Source organism: Roseovarius pelagicus, assembly GCF_025639885.1.
Classification (GTDB): Bacteria; Pseudomonadota; Alphaproteobacteria; order Rhodobacterales; family Rhodobacteraceae; genus Roseovarius; species Roseovarius pelagicus.
In genome coordinates this window covers 1,804,633-1,821,197 of record NZ_CP106738.1, presented here as the reverse complement: position 1 = coordinate 1,821,197, position 16,565 = coordinate 1,804,633, and the positions used below count along the sequence as shown (strand labels likewise).

The window sequence follows — 16,565 nt, the reverse complement described above, 5'->3', positions numbered from 1 at the left end:
GTAGGCGATGCATTTGCGCGAAATGCTGCCGATTTCCCCGCTTTTGCATCTTGGGCAACTGCGGATCACCGCCTATAGTCAGTGCAACCCGATCCAACGGGTGCAATTCAAGAGGCACAACCCAATGATCCGAGCAACCAAACCCATTCTTTTCCTGGCCGCTTCCTCGCTCGCGCTGGTCAGCGCCTGTTCCGAACCTGACCACCTGCAAGGCAGCGGCACCGACCCCAATCGACAGGCCAAAAACGGCGCGCTGATCGGTGGCGTCCTTGGCGCACTGACAGGTGCGGTGGCCAGCGACAAAAAAGGCAAGGGTGCCGTCATTGGCGGGGCTATCGGCGCGCTGGGCGGTGCTGCCATTGGCAACGCATTGGACAAGCAAGAGGCAGAATTGCGCCGTGATCTGGAAAATGATCGCGTCAAGATCACCAACACCGGTGACCGGCTGATCGTAACGCTGCCGCAGGACATTCTCTTTGCCGTGGACAGCTCCGCCGTCAATTCCAGCCTGCGTGGCGATCTTCTGACGGTCGCGAACAGCCTGCAATCCTACCCGGACAGCACGGTTCAGGTGGTCGGCCACACCGACAACACTGGTGAGGCAGGCTATAACCAATCCCTGTCCGAGCGTCGCGCCAACGCGGTCGCCGACGTGTTGATGGATGGCGGTGTCGGCTTTAGTCGCATCCAGACCTTTGGCCGTGGCGAGGATCAGCCCATCGGGTCCAACCTGACGCCCGAGGGTCGCGCACAGAACCGCCGGGTCGAGATCGTGATCCTGCCAACGTCGTGATCGTTTGATCAGTTTGATGCCACACAATGGCCCCTGCCTCCCGAAGGCAGGGGCCATTGTTACGATGAGGTGACCTCTGTTTGTGGCGTGGTACAGGAACTTCCCGGCCCACCAACCGTTGACCAGTCAGGATATGACAGCGGAAAACGGAGAGAGGTATGGCCACGAACCATGTCGATACACCCCAACAGGCCCGCACCAAGAGCAGCTCGAAGACAGCTGTTCTTTATCGTATGTCGATGCCCGATCATCTTTGTCCATATGGTCTGAAGTCCAAGTCACTCCTTAAACGCGAAGGATATGAAGTGGAGGACCACCTGCTGGAAACGCGTGCGCAGACAGACGATTACAAACGCGAACACCACGTCGAAACGACACCGCAAACCTACATACAGGGCGAACGTATCGGTGGTTATTCGGACCTCAAGAAATACTTTGGGTACAAAGTGCGCGAAGAGGGCGACACCAGTTATACCCCTGTCATTGCGATATTCTCGGCCACGGCGCTGATGGCTTTGGCGCTTGTTTTCAGTCTGTATGACGGGTTTTCGGTCGTCACCTGGGCCAAATGGTTTCTGGCCATCTCGATGGTCGTTCTGGCGATTCAGAAACTTCAGGATGTCGAAGGTTTCGTGAACGGCTTCTTGGGGTATGACCTCTTGGCCCGGCGCTATGTGCCGTATGGCTACGCCTATCCTTTTGCCGAGCTTTATACCGGCGTGGGCATGATGGCACTGATCGGAAGCCAGAGCTGGGCCATATGGATGGTGGCGCCTGTCGGTATAGCGATCGGCGCGGTCGGCGCAGCGAGTGTTATCAAGGCGGTCTATTTTGACAAACGTGAATTGACCTGTGCCTGTGTCGGCGGCGGATCGACAGTGCCTCTGGGCTTCATTTCACTTAGTGAAAATCTCGCCATGCTTGGTATGGGGTTTGGGATGCTTGGCGCTTTCGTCGCCGGATAAGATGAGCGACTGACCTCCCTGCACCCCACGTGTGCCCTTCATTTTTGGCGTCGGCGGCGCATTCTATTTTCCAGCGTGTGTTTCGTCCTATTCAATGAACGCAGTGCGTTATCTGCATTTGTCTTAGCGTGTCAGCGGCTTGCGCCCGGCGTTCCTTGACCATTCGCCTGCTTCGCGCTACCCGGTTTGCGACAACGGCAACCCCGAGGAAACAAGACCATGACCACGCCATCGCTTCTTATTCTGCCCGGTGACGGGATCGGCCCCGAAGTGATGGCCGAAGTGCGCAAGATCATCGACTGGTTCGGTGCGAAGCGCGACTTGCCCTTTGACGTGAGCGAGGATCTGGTCGGTGGTGCTGCCTATGACAAACACGGCACACCACTGCACGACGACACCATGGCGCACGCTCAGGAAGTGGACGCAGTTCTGCTCGGCGCAGTTGGCGGGCCGAAGTACGACGATCTGGATTTTTCGGTAAAACCCGAGCGCGGTCTCTTGCGTCTGCGCAAGGAAATGGACCTGTTTGCCAACCTGCGCCCGGCGCAATGCTTTGATGCGCTTGCTGATTTCTCGTCTTTGAAAAAGGACATCGTTGCGGGTCTCGATATCATGATCGTGCGCGAACTGACGTCAGGCGTCTATTTCGGCGAGCCGCGCGGCATCTTTAACGAAGGCAACGAGCGCGTCGGGATCAACACCCAGCGTTACACCGAAAGCGAGATCGAACGCGCCGCCCGTGCGGCGTTTGAACTGGCCATGCGTCGGGGCAAGAAGGTCTGTTCGATGGAAAAGGCCAACGTCATGGAGAGCGGTATCCTCTGGCGCGAGGTCGCCACCCGTGTGGGTCAGGATTACCCCGAGGTGGAGCTAAGCCATATGTACGCCGATAACGGCGCGATGCAGCTGGTCCGCGCGCCCAAGCAGTTCGACGTGATCCTGACCGATAACCTCTTTGGTGACATCCTGTCCGACTGCGCCGCCATGCTGACCGGTAGTCTGGGTATGTTGCCCTCTGCCTCGCTTGGCGCGCCGATGGCCAATGGCCGTCCCAAGGCGCTCTATGAGCCGGTCCACGGCTCGGCCCCTGATATTGCAGGGCAGGGCAAGGCGAACCCGATCGCCTGTATCCTCAGCTTTGCCATGGCACTGCGCTATTCGTTTGATCAAGGCGACGAGGCCGCGCGTCTGGAGCGCGCGATTGAGGCCGTGCTGGCCAGTGGCGCACGCACGGGCGATCTGATGGGCCCCGAAGGTGGCACACCCCTGTCCACGACAGAGATGGGCGATGCGGTTCTGGCTGCGCTGGATGCCAGCCTCTGATACCGGACGTTGTTGCGACGGGTCTGATAGCTTCCCTTTCAGGCCCATCGCCTGCTCCAAGCCATAGCCATTAGCGTTGGGTCAACGGGACCAGCCGTGTCCGTCGCTTGCGTGCCAAGGGGCCGTCGCTGGATCAGGGAACGCTGTGCAAGTTTGGCCATCTGGAGGAAGGAAACCTCGATGAACTGGCAGAGCAGTGTCGAGAGTTTAAGGACACTCTTCCGCAAATGAATGTATTCGGCGGGGCTTGCGGTACGGATTATGCCCATGTCTGCAAAATCGCGCAGGCAGTGCTAACGGTTCGGCAGGCCGGTGAATACCGCAGCTGTCAGCAACACTATCCGGGCGCCAAAGTCCCGTTTCTCGCTCATTTGCCCTAGTTTTATAGATACCAGCGGTATTCACGCCCCGAAATTTCTTCCATGAATTCGGTGAATTCTGCGTGCTTCACATCGCGGTAAATTTGCAGATATTCCGCACCCAGATAATCGGGCAATACCTGCGCCTCCGCCAGTGCCGTCAGCGCATCCCATAGGGTCAGTGGCAGGCCCGCGTCCACCTCGCTGCCAGCGTTGCCGGTATGCTTTTCACCGGGATCAAGTCCCAAGGTTAAGCCGTGATGTACCCCAGCCAACACAGCAGCAGTGACAAGGTACGGGTTTGCCTCGGCACCCGATACGCGGTGTTCCAGCCGCCGCGCCGCGCCGTTGGTGACAGGCGGTAGGCGCACCGCGACAGAACGGTTGTTCTCACCCCAGTCGCGCGTCACGGGTGTGAACTCGTCCGGGCGAAACCGGCGATAGACGTTCAGGCTCGGCGCAAAAATCGCCATCGCCTCGTGCAAGGTTGCCTGCAACCCTGCAACGGCATGACCCAGCTTGGCCTCTGCGTCGGAATGGACGGGATCGAATATGTTTTGTCCGCCCTCATCCAAAAGGCTGAGATGCAGGTGCAGCCCGTTGCCCGACTGCCCGGCAAAGGGCTTGGACATGAAAGTGGCGTCATACCCCATCGCGCGGGCCGTCGCCTGCACACAACGGCGCAGCAGGGCCGCATGGTCGGCGGCGGATACTGGATCGGTCTGATGTTCCAGATTGATCTCGAATTGGCCTGCGCCGTATTCGCTGATCACCGTGGTCACAGGCAGGCCCTGCGCGTGGGCGGCGTCCTGCATGGCGCGAATGACACTGTCGAATTCATCCAGCTTGGCCAGTGACAGCACTTGCCCCTGCCGTTCGCGTCGCCCGGTTGCCGGGCTTGCACAGGGCCGGGGGCTGTCGTCGCCATTTCTGTCGCGGTCAATAAGGTAGAATTCCAGCTCCAACGCCAGAACCGGGCGCAGCTTTAGTTCGGCAAACCGTTCAACAACCGTCGCGAGGATGCGCCGCGGCTCGTACCAGACGGGCGTTGCGCTGGTGGCGTCTGTCATCTGGCACAATACCTGCGCACGCTGCCCATCTGACCACGGAACAGGTGCCAACGTACCGCTCAGGGGCCGCGCCATGCCATCCGGATCCCCATCGGAGAATCCATGCCCACCCGGATCGGCAGTGTTGCCCATCACGTCGACCAGCTGCATCGCAGCACAGATCGGGGTGCCGCCCGCGATCATGGATGCGGCCTGAGATATTGGCAGACGCTTGCCGATCGCGTTGCCGCACAGATCAATCACTATTGCGTCGAGATACGTCACCGACGGGTTTGCCTGAACGAACGCAGTCAGTTCATCTTCGGTCAAATACATGGGGCCGCCTCCCTGCAGATAGCATCACGAGGATCAACGCACGCGGCTGTATTGCTGTCAACGTCAGGCACTGAACACTTGCAATGATCGCACGGTTTCGGTATTCGCCGCGCCAGTGTCGGAGTGTAGCTCAGCCTGGTAGAGCACTGTCTTCGGGAGGCAGGGGCCGGAGGTTCGAATCCTCTCACTCCGACCAGTAAAACAAGACGTGCGAGGGTGCCGTCATTGTTTTTCAGACAAATTTCTTGGGTTCGTAGAATCTAAATCCCCAGAGTCCAACGTATTGTCGGCCTGCCACAAGTGTTCGGGTCGCAGCCTCCGATTTCTTACGAATGCCCGCCTTCATCCAATGTTCCATGGATGGCGAACTGATCCAGCCCGGCGTCGCGCGGCTCGACAATACGGTACCTTTCCTTGACCCCGGCATCAGTCAATTCGCGGGACACAAGCAGCAGGGTATTGGCGGGCTGCCCCTCGCAGATATCCGCCATTTGCAGCAGCTCGTCGTGGGCCACGCCCTGCGCATCGGCAATAGACGGCGCACCGTACACGTCCACGAAATGCTGCGCCAACGCGATGACCAACGCATCCATTTCTGCGGGCTCTATCTGAGTGGCGGCAACAACCGAGACGCGGCCAAAGGTTTCAATGCCCAACCAGCCGTTAGAGAACGCCTGACGCGCCTTGCCTGTCAGGTCCGCCGTGCCCCAGTTCGAGAACTCAAATCCGCCAGAGATGCACCATTCCCCGGTCCGCGCCGGCGAGTGGAAAATATTCGTGTCGCTTTCATCAAAATGAATGGCGCGTGCCAGCATCATGTCATGCACCTTCCAGAACTTGGGTAAGGGGGATGAGGTGGGTCGTTTTGGCATCACGTAGTAGCATGCCGAACCGTTCATCTATTCCTAGATAGGTGCCCACAATGTTGTTCATGGCAATGTTTTCCCCAATGCCGTGTGCCAGCCTGCGCCATTCCTGATGAAGTGGGGCTGGCCCATCATCAAGCCAGCCGTTTATCCCGACCAAGGTGTGCTTTACCCACGATTCAAGCAGGTTGGCAGGGTTCACATCGGCACAGCCTTCCGCATAGAGCGCGGTTTGGTCAGGTGTGTTACCCGGATCGTCGGAGTCCGGCCAGAGAGGCAGTTCCAGCCCGACGATCAGCCAATCGGGCTCGGCCGTAGGGTCATCTGTTGAAGCGGCGGCTCGCAGGCGACCGCAGGTGGCACCGTTGATCCGCACGCCACCGCCCCATTCCAGATGCACCGCGACCTCGGGTGGTGCCAATGCGCCCAATGCATTTTGGAAACCGACACCGCAAAGCGGTAGTATTGCCATCGCATCTGCCAATGGGACATCGGGCGCAAACACTAACGCAGCCTGCAATGCATTTGCACCGATCTTGTAGACTACCAGTCCGGCATCACACCCGCGCGCCGCCTCGGCACATGCCTTTTCAAACGGCTCTATCTGCCCTTCGACAGCTAGGCCGCTGAAGAGCGGAGGAAACTTGGGCGCAGTCATGCCAGTCCGACCTCAATAAGTGTCTTTGCCACGGTGCGAAACGCTTGTGCTTGTGCAGATTCCGGTTTGGACACCACAATCGGCGCGCCGCCATCTGCGGCCACCCGAATATCCAGATGCAGCGGGATTTCTGCGAGCAGCGGAACGCCCAGTTTTGCCGCCTCGGCCCTGACGCCACCGTGCCCGAACACATGTTCTTCATGCCCGCATTGCGAACAGATATGGGTGCTCATGTTCTCGATCATGCCGATGACGGGTGTTTTCATCTGCTTGAACATATCAATCCCCTTGCGCGCGTCCAGCAGCGCAACGTCCTGCGGTGTCGACACGATGACGGCACCATCCAGATGCGCCTTTTGTGCCAGCGTCATCTGCACGTCCCCCGTGCCCGGCGGCAAGTCGACGATCAGGACATCGAGTGCCCCCCATTGCACTTGGGTCAGCATCTGTTGCAACGCCCCCATAAGCATGGGACCGCGCCAGACCACAGCCTGATCCTCGTTGGTCATCAGGCCGATCGACATCATCGTGACGCCAAAGTTGCGCAGCGGCAGAATGATCTTGCCATCCGGGCTTTGCGGTCGGCCGGACACGCCCAGCATGCGTGGCTGCGAGGGCCCGTAAACATCAGCATCCAGCATACCAACACGACGCCCTTCGGCGGCCAGTGCGCAGGCCAGATTAGCCGCAACAGTGGATTTACCGACCCCCCCTTACCCGAAGCGATTGCGATAATGCGATCAACGCCGGGAATCTTTTGCGGACCTGCCGGTTCTGCCTTGCGGCCGGTGCCCAGATCAGGCGGGGGTGGCTTATGGCTATGTGCTGTCATCACGACTGTGATGGTCGTGGCACCCAGTTCTCTCAGCTTTCGTTCTGCGTCGGCCTTGACCGGCAGGAACGGCTCGGGTTGATCCACCTCCATCACGAACCGCACGGTGCTGCCGTCCACATTCAGAGCGCGGACCAATCCGGCTTCGACGAGATCGACGCCCGACGGGGCTTTGATCTCTTTCAGGCAGGCCAGAACTGCTTCGCGCGTCAGAGTCACCTACGCACCTTCGATCTTGCCTGTGACGACGTGTTCAAGGTCGATACCGTCGATCGTCAGCACCATTTTCGCTTCAAAGCTTTTGCCCGAAGTGTCCGCCGAGTTGCGCATCGCTTCCTCAATCGCCTGTTGCGATGTAACTCCCACCTGCTTGAGAAACTTGCGCATCGACATGTTGAATTCGTCGCTCATGGTGATGTCCTTTGAAATTGGGAAAGATTGACGGATCTACCGTAGCGCCTCTAGGCTGGCATGCAACCTGACGCGTCGGACGGGAGCAGGTGAAATGCTCAAGAGATTGGCATGCATTGCCGCCATAGTGGCCAGCCCGGCAGTGGCTCAGGACAAATCGTTTTCCTTGCAAGTCCCCAAAACGCTGGTGGAAACGGGTCTGATGAACTATTTGTTGCCCCGGTTTTCGTTGAAGACCGGAGTTCGCATAACGCTGACGACCGAACAGGCGGATGCGACATTTGGCCCGCAAGGTGTCCCTGTTTTCCGACGTGAAGACGTGCTGTGGTATCTGGCGAAAACCGACGACCCCGATACGAACGCCTTTCATGACTGGTTGTTGTCCGACATCGGCAAGCGCACGATCGAGGCATTTGCGCCCGATGGTGTTGAACTGTTCAGCGCGGATGTCAGCGCGCAAGCGGGGGATCAGCCAATAGCGGCGCTGTCTGGCGACGCGATCTTGGGCGAGGTGACCAGCCTTGAAAAATGCGGGCGCTGTCATGTTGTCAATGATGCCAACCGCATGAAGGCGATCGGGTCTACCCCTTCTTTTGCGCTGATGCGCACATTCCCGGACTGGCAGCAGCGTTTTGAGACGTTTTTTATATTGAAGCCGCATGCCGCCTTCACTCAGGTTGCTGAGGTAACAGCACCTTTCCCCGAAAACTTGCCGTCGCCGATCGCGCCGATTGAAGTCACGCTGGAGCAGATCGACGCGATTACCGCGTATGTCGGATCGATACCGCCTGCCGATCTCGGAGCGCCGATCCAATCTCAGTGATCCTTGCGCGTTGAAAGATAATCTTGGGTTGTGCGCACCCGAGGGCGTTCGCCACCCTGAAAGGGATTGTCGGTAGAGTGATACTGCGCCTGTATGCGGCAATTGTCGCACATCTGTATCATTTTCGCTGCTTCCGACGTGGCGAACATGGCGTGTTTGCCAGCCAGCTTTTCCGTGATCTTTGCGATCGTCGATTTCGATCCAAAGAGGCTGCCACATTCTATGCAGGCAAATGGCTCTTCTTCATGCAGGATACGTTGCGTGAATGCCGCATCGGTCAAATCCAGCTGTGGTTTCAACGTGATCGCGCTCTCCGGGCAGATATTGCGGCACAGCCCGCATTGCAGACAGGCATCTTCCTGAAACCGTAGCTGCGGCAAATCGGAATTATCTCCCAATGCGCCGGATGGGCACAGCGACACGCATGACAGACAAAGGGTGCAGGCATCTGTGTCTACTACCACCGCACCGTAGGGGGCGTTGTCCGGTAGATCGAGAACCTCAGCTTCGGGGCGCAACGCCTTTGCGGCCAGTCTTGCGACCTGACGCCGGGTGCCCATTGGCAATACTGGCGTGCACTCGACAGCGGTCGCACCCCCCTCGTAGAGCACATCACATAACGCGTCGGGATCACGAGAGTGCAAGAGGCGGATTGCCTCCGCCCCCACCATCGCACGCGCCAGTGCTTGCTGACTTTCTATTACGTCCAGTTCCGTCTTGGGCGATATAAGGATATCAACATGCCCAAACCCACACGCCAGAGCCGCCAGCATTTCCGCATGTCCGAACCCGGACAAGGCCGCGACCTCGACCGGTATGACATGCGCGGGCAGTCCGCGGCCGAAACGCGCGGCGAGTGAAATCAGGTCCCGCCCGAATGTCGCGTCGTGCACCAGTAAACGTGCGTTCTGCCCCCCTGCCTGACGATAGGTCGATGCCAACGTGCTTAATCGGCGAAACAGCGCATCTACCGGCGGTGCATCATAGCTGACCGCACCAGATGGGCACACTGCAGAGCAGGACCCGCATCCTGCGCAAATCATTGGATCGATTGCCACATGTTCCCCCGCCGAGGTGATCGCCCCCGTCGGGCAGACGTTCAGACAGTTCGTGCAGGCTGTTTGCTCGGCACGGCTGTGGGCGCACAGGCCGGGCTCAAGCCGCACGTATAGCGGTTTTTCGAAGGTCCCGATCATCTGGGACGCCTCAAAGACGGCTCTGGCAACCGACGGCGCATAAGAGGGATCGGCGCGCAGGTAACCTTCACGCTTGTCTGGTGCCGGCACCATTGCGGCGTCACCACTCAAATCCAGTACGATATCACAGTTCGAAGCGGCACCATCCTGAGGCGCGGTTAAATCAAATGCGCCACGGCCACCGGGAACGACCTGTTGCAACGCATCGATCTTAACGTTGAAGTCGCCCAGTGCGCCATTGAGGCTGCGCAGGTTTCCAACGATGCAATCAAACCTCCGATCAGTTGGCACAATATCGGCGTTCGGCAACAGTACGGTCACGGCCAGTATGTCGCACAAGTCGGTTGCCGCCGTGATCGCGGCGTCGCCACCGATGATCAGGCATGTGCCGTTTGACATCACATCGACGCTTTTTCCCATCGGCAGTGACAACGCGGCCTCTGCCGCGAGGGCGGCCATTTTAGGTGCAGTGTCGCCTTCGCCCCAGCCTGCACGATCTCTCAGGTCGACAAACCCCGGCGCGTCGATCTCCAGTTCTTCGGCGAGTTCTTCGAAAATCTGACGTTCCTGCTGGCACGCGACGATCGCATTGCCGTCGCCCAGTTCCTTGGCCGCGCGGTTGATCTGGGTCGTACAAAGGCCTGAATAAACTTTTGAACACACCAGCCCACTGCCGTTTGAGATCGCGTGCGCATCCACATTCTGGCTACCGTAGCAGTCGCATAAAATCAGCTTTTTCGCCATGTTTTGTTCCCATCGGCCCCAACCTAAAGAGTGGCACCCTCGGTACGCTAGCCGTGATTCCCCCTTGCGGTAAACCAGATTTGTGCAGTTGCGCCGGTCTGCCTGGCGATGCTGCGAGTGCGAAACGAATTTCCGATTTCGGCCTGAGAAAAAATGCAAAGATGCCGACCGTCCAATGCTGCCTGATGTTTATCGAATACAATCGCATGCTGCAGCGTAGCAAAGCGGATGCCGAAGTTTCCGGCGGATCAAAAATTGCTTTGAAAAATAGCCGGGATCATCCAAGCTTCGGGTCATCCGTACATACCGCCGAGGGGAACAGTGAACGCTTGCCACCCTAAATCCGCGTCAATACCTTTGGGGATTGTGATCCGCAGAGTGCCCGGTGTGACGCGCTGGGCATTGCACACTTGGCAGGCCGTTGCGGTTTTGCCGGGCGCGGACAAGGCAGAGTGGAAAGAGCTTCGCCGTGACGGCGATGCCGTCGAATTCCACGCGGCCACATTGCAGCTGGAACTGTTTAGAACCGATACAGAAAGCTACCTGCATGGGCTCTCGGCCAAGGTTCCAGCAATTTATGTCGTGATGCGGCAATCAGAAGGCACGCATCCATTGGATGTGGTTCTGGCGACGGCGTCCCCCTACGAGGCCCAAGACTATGCCGACACCGGTGAAGAGTTGGTCGAAAAGGTCCCAATGCCCCAAGGGTTGGTCGCATGGATTAGGGACTTTATCGAACTTCATCACGAGGACGAGGTGTTCATCAAGCGCCGCCGCGACAAAACCCGCGTTGACCGCAAAGAAGACGGTATTGGCGATGCACGTATCCGGCAGGTGGCAGATGTGTACCGTGCGCCGTCGAACAAGGAGACGGTACATTGAGCGGCGCACAGACTTTTTGGGCGCGTCGGCGGGCAGGTGTCGCCGCTGAAAGCCTAAACGATCAGGTCGAGATGCAAGAGCGTGCGTTGGCACAAGAGCGCGCAGCCCTAGAAGAGAAGTCTGACGCAGAGATTTTGACCGAACTGGATCTTCCGGACCCTGATACGCTTCAACTGGGTGACAACTTTGCCGCCTTCATGGCCAAGGCGGTGCCTGACCGCATCCGGCGTCGTGCGTTGCGCGCGCTATGGCGGTCCAATCCGGTGCTGGCGAATGTTGATATGCTGGTGGATTACGGAGAGGATTTCACCGACAGCGCGACGGTGGTCGAGAATATGCAGACGGCCTATCAGGTCGGCAAAGGCATGCTCAAGCATGTTCAGGAAATGGCGCGTCAGGCCGAAGAACTGGAAAATCCATCCGACACGGAAGAGACCGATCAGGACTTGCAGCACGATTTCGATGATGGGCCTGACGACGGGGACGTGGTGCTGGCCGCCGTAGCAGAGCCAGAGGTGAAGAGCGATACGCAGCCCGCCCCCGACGACACCAACTGGCAAATGTCAGAAGAGGACGACACGTATACGATCCCGACGCCACGCCGAATGAAATTCAGTATCGAGGAAAGCGAGTGAACACTGCCGAAGATATCAACATCGCATCCGAGGATCGCCTTCGTGCCGATTTGTACAACTTTCTCGGCTTGATCCTGTCTGGACCACCGGACCAGATGTTGCTGGATCAATGTGCCGGTCTTACCGGTGATGACAGTGAAATCGGCAATGCCATCGCCGGTCTGGCACGGGTGGCAAGGGCAACCAGCCCGCGCAAGGTGGAGAGCGAATTCAACGCCCTGTTCGTGGGCCTTGGACGCGGCGAATTGCTGCCTTACGCCAGCTATTACCTGACCGGTTTCCTGAATGAAAAGCCGCTGGCGTTGCTGCGCACCGACATGGCCGAACATCGCATTACACGCGCGCCGAATGCGTTCGAGCCCGAAGACAACATTGCCTCGTTGATGGAAATGATGGCGGGCATGATCGTCGGTCGTTTTGGGCGATCTGCGACACTGGACGAGCAAAAGCTGTTCTTCAACAAGCATATCGCGCCATGGGCGGGCCATTTCTATTCCGATCTTGAGGCTGCCAAGAACTCTGTCCTCTACGCCTCCGTCGGCAGCGTCGGACGGGTCTTTATGGACATCGAACGCGAAGCATACCGAATGGCTGTAGGGTAGCACCCTGCTATTTCACCGGCGGGGATGCCCGCCACAACAAGGGAGGGAGACATCCCCATGACCAAGAAAACAGACGGCACAAATCGCCGCGATTTTCTGAAACTGGCTGGAACGACCGTTCCTCTGGCCGCTGTGGCAGTTGCCAGCGGTACAGATCAGGCCGCGGCCAAGCCGGTCGATCCCACATCTGAAAAGATGCAGGACACCGTGCACACGCGTGCCTATCTCGACAGCGCCAGATTTTAGGAGCCAGATTTTAGGAGGCTGACACTGACGACCCATAGACGACTGGTTGCGTGACGCCCGACTGTCCATGGTCCCACTTAACCAAGCAAGCAAGGGCATAGCCCCAGCACGCTAGGGAGGAACTAGAAAATGCTTAGGAAAAAAACCAACGGGGTTGCGCGACGCCCCCAGCGGACTGGGCTACTATCTGACATTGCGGAAAAATCCGTCGATCGCCGTGCTTTCTTGCGTGGCTCTGGCCTTGCCATCGGTGGCTTGGCTGCAATCTCGGCCACGGGTGGCGCCGTCACTCAGGCCACGGCGGCATCGGCCGTCAACGGCGCGGTCGAGACAATTAAATCCATCTGCACGCACTGCTCGGTTGGCTGTACAGTCATTGCCGAGGTCAGCAATGGCGTCTGGACAGGACAGGAACCCGGCTGGGACAGCCCTTTCAACCTTGGTGCGCATTGCGCAAAAGGGGCCTCGGTCCGCGAGCACGCCCATGGCGAACGCCGCCTGAAGTACCCGATGAAGAAAGAAGGCGGGGAATGGAAGCGCATCAGCTGGGAGCAGGCGATCAACGAGATCGGCGATGGCATGAAGACGATCCGCGAGGAAAGCGGGCCGGATTCCGTCTACTGGCTGGGCTCTGCCAAGCATAACAACGAACAATCGTATCTGTTCCGCAAATTTGCTGCCTATTGGGGCACCAACAACGTGGATCATCAGGCGCGTATCTGCCACTCAACGACTGTGGCCGGTGTTGCGAACACCTGGGGCTACGGTGCGATGACCAACAGCTACAACGACATCCACAATTCTCAGGCGATGTTCCTGATCGGGTCAAACCCGGCCGAGGCGCATCCGGTGTCGCTGTTGCACTTGCTCAAGGCCAAAGAGCAGAACAACGCGCCGCTGATCGTCTGCGATCCGCGGTTCACCCGCACTGCGGCCCATGCCGATGAATATGTACGCTTCCGCCCCGGCACCGATGTGGCGCTGATATGGGGTATCCTGTGGCACATTTTCGAAAACGGCTGGGAGGATAAGGAATACATCCGCACCCGCGTTTGGGGTATGGACCAGATCCGCGACGAGGTGGCCAAATGGACGCCGGACGAGGTCGAGCGTGTCACCGGTACACCCGGATCGCAACTCAAGCGGGTCGCACGTACACTGGCCAACAACCGGCCGGGCACCCTGATCTGGTGCATGGGCGGAACCCAGCACACCAACGGCAACAACAACACCCGGGCATACTGCGTGCTTCAGCTCGCGCTGGGTAACATCGGCGTCGCCGGTGGTGGAGCCAACATTTTCCGCGGCCATGACAACGTACAAGGCGCAACGGACCTTGGCGTTCTCAGCCACACACTGCCGGGGTATTACGGCTTGTCCAAGGGTGCCTGGGCACACTGGGCGCGGGTCTGGGAAGAAGACCCGGAATGGTTGGCGGGTCAGTTTGACAGCATCAAAGATGCCGAAGGCAAGGACAAGTCACTGCAAAACCTGACGGGCATCCCGGTCAGTCGTTGGATTGACGGTGTTCTGGAAGACCCGGAAAACATGGATCAGGACGCCAAGGTTCGGGCCATGGTCCTGTGGGGGCATGCCCCGAACAGCCAGACCCGTGGCAAGGAAATGAAAACGGCGATGGAAAAGCTGGATATGCTGGTCGTGGTCGATCCGTATCCCACCGTTTCTGCCGTGCTGCATGACCGTACCGATGGGGTTTATCTGTTGCCGGCCTGTACCCAGTTCGAAACACGGGGATCAGTCACCGCATCGAACCGGTCTCTGCAATGGCGCGACAAGGTGGTCGATCCCTTGTTCGAATCCCGCTCTGACCACGAGATCCTCTATCTCTTTGCTCAGAAGTTCGGCTTTGCTGATCGCATGTTCCGCAATATTTCGATGGATACCGAAACGGAACCGAATGTCGAAGACGTTACCCGCGAATTTAACCGGGGTATGTGGACGGTAGGGTATACCGGGCAAAGCCCGGAGCGGATCAAGCTGCATATGGACAACCAGCACACCTTTGACCGCACGACGTTGACGGCTGTTGGCGGACCCGCCGACGGCGAAACCTACGGTCTGCCGTGGCCGTGTTGGGGTACACCCGAAATGGGCCACCCCGGTACCCATCGACTATATGACATGTCCAAACCGGTGGGCGAGGGTGGCCTGACTTTCCGCGCACGTTTCGGCGTTGAACGGGACGGCGATAACCTGCTGGCCGAAGGGGTCTATAGCGTCGGATCAGAGATTCAGGATGGATATCCCGAATTCACCTATCAGATGCTGGTTGATTTGGGCTGGGACGGCGATCTGACCGATAGCGAGAAACGCGTCATGGGGCGGATCGCGGGAATCGAGGGCCTCGACGAAGCGTCTGTCGGCAATCAGGATGACGGCGAAGAGGCAGCGAATGCTCAGGCCGAAGGCGGCCAGACAGGCGAGGTCCAGCAGACCGCCGAGGCGCAGAACCTGACCCAGCCGGAAGGCGAGCAGGGGGCCAATGAGGAGGTCGGCGAACAGTCGATGTCGCCCTTCCCGTCGGACTACAATGAGAAAGTCAGCAAGATAAACTGGAAGACCGACCTCAGTGGCGGCATCCAGCGGGTCGCGATTGCCCATGGCTGCGCACCGTTCGGCAATGCCAAGGCACGCACTGTGGTGTGGACCTTCCCCGATCCGGTGCCGTTGCACCGCGAGCCGCTATACACGCCGCGGCGCGATCTGGTCGAGGATTATCCCACCTATGAAGACCGCAAGTTCTATCGCTTGCCGACCATGTATGCATCGATCCAGAAAAACGACTTCTCCAAGGAGTATCCGATGATCCTGACATCGGGTCGTCTGGTCGAGTATGAAGGTGGCGGTGAAGAAACCCGGTCCAACCCATGGCTGGCAGAACTTCAGCAGGACATGTTCGTAGAAATCAATCCCCGTGACGCCAACAATCTTGGGGTGCGGGATGGTGAACAAGTCTGGGTTGAAGGCGCTGAAGGTGCCAAGGTCAAGGTGATGGCCATGGTCACAGAGCGGGTCGGCGAAGGTGTCGCCTTCATGCCGTTCCACTTCGGCGGACACTTAGAAGGCGTTGATCTGAGGGACAAGTACCCTGACGGCGCAGACCCCTATGTGCTCGGCGAAAGTTCGAACACGGCCCAAACCTACGGCTACGATTCAGTCACGCAAATGCAGGAGACGAAATGTACTCTCTGCAAAATCTCAGCAGCATAAGGAGAGCAACCAATGGCAAGAGCAAAGTTTCTCGTCGATGCCGAACGCTGCATTGAATGCAACGCCTGCGTCACGGCCTGTAAGAACGAGCATGAGGTCCCCTGGGGCATCAACCGTCGCAAGGTGGTGACTATCAATGATGGTTCACCGGGAGAGCGGTCTATTTCCGTCGCCTGCATGCATTGTTCCGATGCGCCCTGCATGGCGGTCTGCCCGGTAGATTGCTTCTACCAGAACGAGGAAGGGGTGGTTCTCCACTCCAAGGACCTCTGTATCGGGTGCGGTTATTGCTTCTATGCGTGTCCCTTTGGCGCACCGCAATTCCCGCAAGCGGGCAACTTTGGGTCACGTGGCAAGATGGATAAATGTACCTTCTGCGCCGGTGGTCCGGAAGAAAATCACTCGACAGCCGAATTTGCCAAATATGGCCGCAACCGGATCGCGGAAGGCAAGCTGCCGATCTGTGCCGAGATGTGTGCCACCAAGGCGCTTTTGGCAGGCGACGGCGACGTTGTCTCGGGCATCTACCGTGAACGTGTGGTTGCCCGTGGTTTCGGTTCCGGCGCTTGGGGGTGGGGATCGGCCTATGGTCAAAGAGATGGCTGACACACCCT

15 protein-coding genes, 1 tRNA gene and 1 pseudogene are annotated in these 16,565 nt (G+C 58.5%); 11 read left to right on the top strand and 6 right to left on the bottom strand.

Annotated features, from left to right (window positions below):
- The first annotated feature begins 124 nt into the window (after positions 1-124).
- The 3 genes from N7U68_RS10145 to leuB all read left to right on the top strand — a co-directional run bounded on the left by N7U68_RS10145 (position 125) and on the right by leuB (position 3,081).
- Complete coding sequence (locus N7U68_RS10145) at positions 125-793, top strand: YiaD family glycine zipper/OmpA-like lipoprotein (protein WP_165195856.1); 669 nt, start codon at positions 125-127, stop codon at positions 791-793.
- A gap of 158 nt (positions 794-951) precedes the next feature.
- Positions 952-1,758: a MauE/DoxX family redox-associated membrane protein gene (locus tag N7U68_RS10140; protein WP_263049029.1), complete on the top strand. Its 807-nt coding sequence runs from the start codon at positions 952-954 to the stop codon at positions 1,756-1,758.
- 219 nt (positions 1,759-1,977) lie between these two features.
- Positions 1,978-3,081 (top strand): 3-isopropylmalate dehydrogenase, encoded by a 1,104-nt coding sequence (gene leuB, locus N7U68_RS10135; protein WP_165195860.1) that lies wholly within the window; start codon positions 1,978-1,980, stop codon positions 3,079-3,081.
- Positions 3,082-3,463: 382 nt separating this feature from the next.
- Here leuB and N7U68_RS10130 read toward each other — a convergent pair whose 3' ends face one another.
- Positions 3,464-4,825, bottom strand: coding sequence for a glutamine synthetase family protein (locus N7U68_RS10130; RefSeq protein ID WP_263049028.1), 1,362 nt, complete (start codon positions 4,823-4,825; stop codon positions 3,464-3,466).
- A gap of 119 nt (positions 4,826-4,944) precedes the next feature.
- Here N7U68_RS10130 and N7U68_RS10125 point away from each other — a divergent pair.
- Positions 4,945-5,021, top strand: a tRNA-Pro gene (locus N7U68_RS10125).
- Between the two features lie 130 nt (positions 5,022-5,151).
- Here N7U68_RS10125 and N7U68_RS10120 read toward each other — a convergent pair.
- The 4 genes and pseudogenes from N7U68_RS10120 to N7U68_RS10105 all read right to left on the bottom strand — a co-directional run bounded on the left by N7U68_RS10120 (position 5,152) and on the right by N7U68_RS10105 (position 7,592).
- Positions 5,152-5,643 (bottom strand): DUF6505 family protein, encoded by a 492-nt coding sequence (locus N7U68_RS10120; protein WP_263049027.1) that lies wholly within the window; start codon positions 5,641-5,643, stop codon positions 5,152-5,154.
- Between the two features lies 1 nt (position 5,644).
- Positions 5,645-6,349 (bottom strand): biotin/lipoate--protein ligase family protein, encoded by a 705-nt coding sequence (locus N7U68_RS10115; RefSeq protein ID WP_263049026.1) that lies wholly within the window; start codon positions 6,347-6,349, stop codon positions 5,645-5,647.
- Positions 6,346-7,400 (bottom strand): annotated as a pseudogene (locus N7U68_RS10110) (Mrp/NBP35 family ATP-binding protein). The gene N7U68_RS10115 and the pseudogene N7U68_RS10110 overlap by 4 nt, the downstream one beginning before the upstream one ends.
- Positions 7,401-7,592, bottom strand: a complete 192-nt coding sequence (locus tag N7U68_RS10105) for a DUF6494 family protein (protein WP_165195872.1) — start codon at positions 7,590-7,592, stop codon at positions 7,401-7,403.
- Positions 7,593-7,686: 94 nt separating this feature from the next.
- Between N7U68_RS10105 and N7U68_RS10100 the strand changes: the two genes are divergently transcribed.
- Positions 7,687-8,415 (top strand): hypothetical protein, encoded by a 729-nt coding sequence (locus N7U68_RS10100; protein WP_263049025.1) that lies wholly within the window; start codon positions 7,687-7,689, stop codon positions 8,413-8,415.
- Here the strand turns inward: N7U68_RS10100 and N7U68_RS10095 are convergent.
- Entirely contained in the window at positions 8,409-10,355 is a 1,947-nt protein-coding gene (locus tag N7U68_RS10095; RefSeq protein WP_263049024.1) for a 4Fe-4S binding protein, read from the bottom strand. The genes N7U68_RS10100 and N7U68_RS10095 overlap by 7 nt on opposite strands.
- A 351-nt stretch (positions 10,356-10,706) precedes the next feature.
- Between N7U68_RS10095 and N7U68_RS10090 the strand changes: the two genes are divergently transcribed.
- The 6 genes from N7U68_RS10090 (at position 10,707) to fdh3B (ending at position 16,557) form a co-directional block, all read left to right on the top strand.
- A complete protein-coding gene (locus N7U68_RS10090) occupies positions 10,707-11,237 on the top strand; it encodes a DUF3305 domain-containing protein (protein WP_165197926.1) in 531 nt (176 codons plus the stop codon).
- Positions 11,234-11,872 (top strand): DUF3306 domain-containing protein, encoded by a 639-nt coding sequence (locus tag N7U68_RS10085; RefSeq protein ID WP_263049023.1) that lies wholly within the window; start codon positions 11,234-11,236, stop codon positions 11,870-11,872. Before N7U68_RS10090 ends, N7U68_RS10085 begins: the two co-directional genes overlap by 4 nt.
- Positions 11,869-12,474, top strand: coding sequence for a TorD/DmsD family molecular chaperone (locus tag N7U68_RS10080; protein ID WP_165195880.1), 606 nt, complete (start codon positions 11,869-11,871; stop codon positions 12,472-12,474). Before N7U68_RS10085 ends, N7U68_RS10080 begins: the two co-directional genes overlap by 4 nt.
- A 57-nt stretch (positions 12,475-12,531) precedes the next feature.
- On the top strand, positions 12,532-12,720 hold the full coding sequence (locus N7U68_RS10075) for a twin-arginine translocation signal domain-containing protein (protein ID WP_165195882.1): 189 nt from the start codon (positions 12,532-12,534) through the stop codon (positions 12,718-12,720).
- A gap of 129 nt (positions 12,721-12,849) precedes the next feature.
- The gene (locus tag N7U68_RS10070; protein ID WP_165195884.1) at positions 12,850-15,951 is read left to right on the top strand and encodes a formate dehydrogenase subunit alpha; all 3,102 of its coding nucleotides are present in this window, start codon (positions 12,850-12,852) and stop codon (positions 15,949-15,951) included.
- 12 nt (positions 15,952-15,963) lie between these two features.
- Entirely contained in the window at positions 15,964-16,557 is a 594-nt protein-coding gene (gene fdh3B, locus N7U68_RS10065; protein WP_040778004.1) for a formate dehydrogenase FDH3 subunit beta, read from the top strand.
- Positions 16,558-16,565: the final 8 nt, after the last annotated feature.

What these genes read in the sequence shown, in the direction of transcription:
- N7U68_RS10145 (WP_165195856.1), top strand. Translation starts at nt 125, where the DNA reads ATGATCCGAGCAACCAAACCCATTCTTTTCCTGGCCGCTTCCTCGCTC.
- N7U68_RS10140 (WP_263049029.1), top strand. Translation starts at nt 952, where the DNA reads ATGGCCACGAACCATGTCGATACACCCCAACAGGCCCGCACCAAGAGC.
- leuB (WP_165195860.1), top strand. Translation starts at nt 1,978, where the DNA reads ATGACCACGCCATCGCTTCTTATTCTGCCCGGTGACGGGATCGGCCCC.
- N7U68_RS10130 (WP_263049028.1), bottom strand. Translation starts at nt 4,825, where the DNA reads ATGTATTTGACCGAAGATGAACTGACTGCGTTCGTTCAGGCAAACCCG.
- N7U68_RS10120 (WP_263049027.1), bottom strand. Translation starts at nt 5,643, where the DNA reads ATGATGCTGGCACGCGCCATTCATTTTGATGAAAGCGACACGAATATT.
- N7U68_RS10115 (WP_263049026.1), bottom strand. Translation starts at nt 6,349, where the DNA reads ATGACTGCGCCCAAGTTTCCTCCGCTCTTCAGCGGCCTAGCTGTCGAA.
- N7U68_RS10105 (WP_165195872.1), bottom strand. Translation starts at nt 7,592, where the DNA reads ATGAGCGACGAATTCAACATGTCGATGCGCAAGTTTCTCAAGCAGGTG.
- N7U68_RS10100 (WP_263049025.1), top strand. Translation starts at nt 7,687, where the DNA reads ATGCTCAAGAGATTGGCATGCATTGCCGCCATAGTGGCCAGCCCGGCA.
- N7U68_RS10095 (WP_263049024.1), bottom strand. Translation starts at nt 10,355, where the DNA reads ATGGCGAAAAAGCTGATTTTATGCGACTGCTACGGTAGCCAGAATGTG.
- N7U68_RS10075 (WP_165195882.1), top strand. Translation starts at nt 12,532, where the DNA reads ATGACCAAGAAAACAGACGGCACAAATCGCCGCGATTTTCTGAAACTG.
- N7U68_RS10070 (WP_165195884.1), top strand. Translation starts at nt 12,850, where the DNA reads ATGCTTAGGAAAAAAACCAACGGGGTTGCGCGACGCCCCCAGCGGACT.
- fdh3B (WP_040778004.1), top strand. Translation starts at nt 15,964, where the DNA reads ATGGCAAGAGCAAAGTTTCTCGTCGATGCCGAACGCTGCATTGAATGC.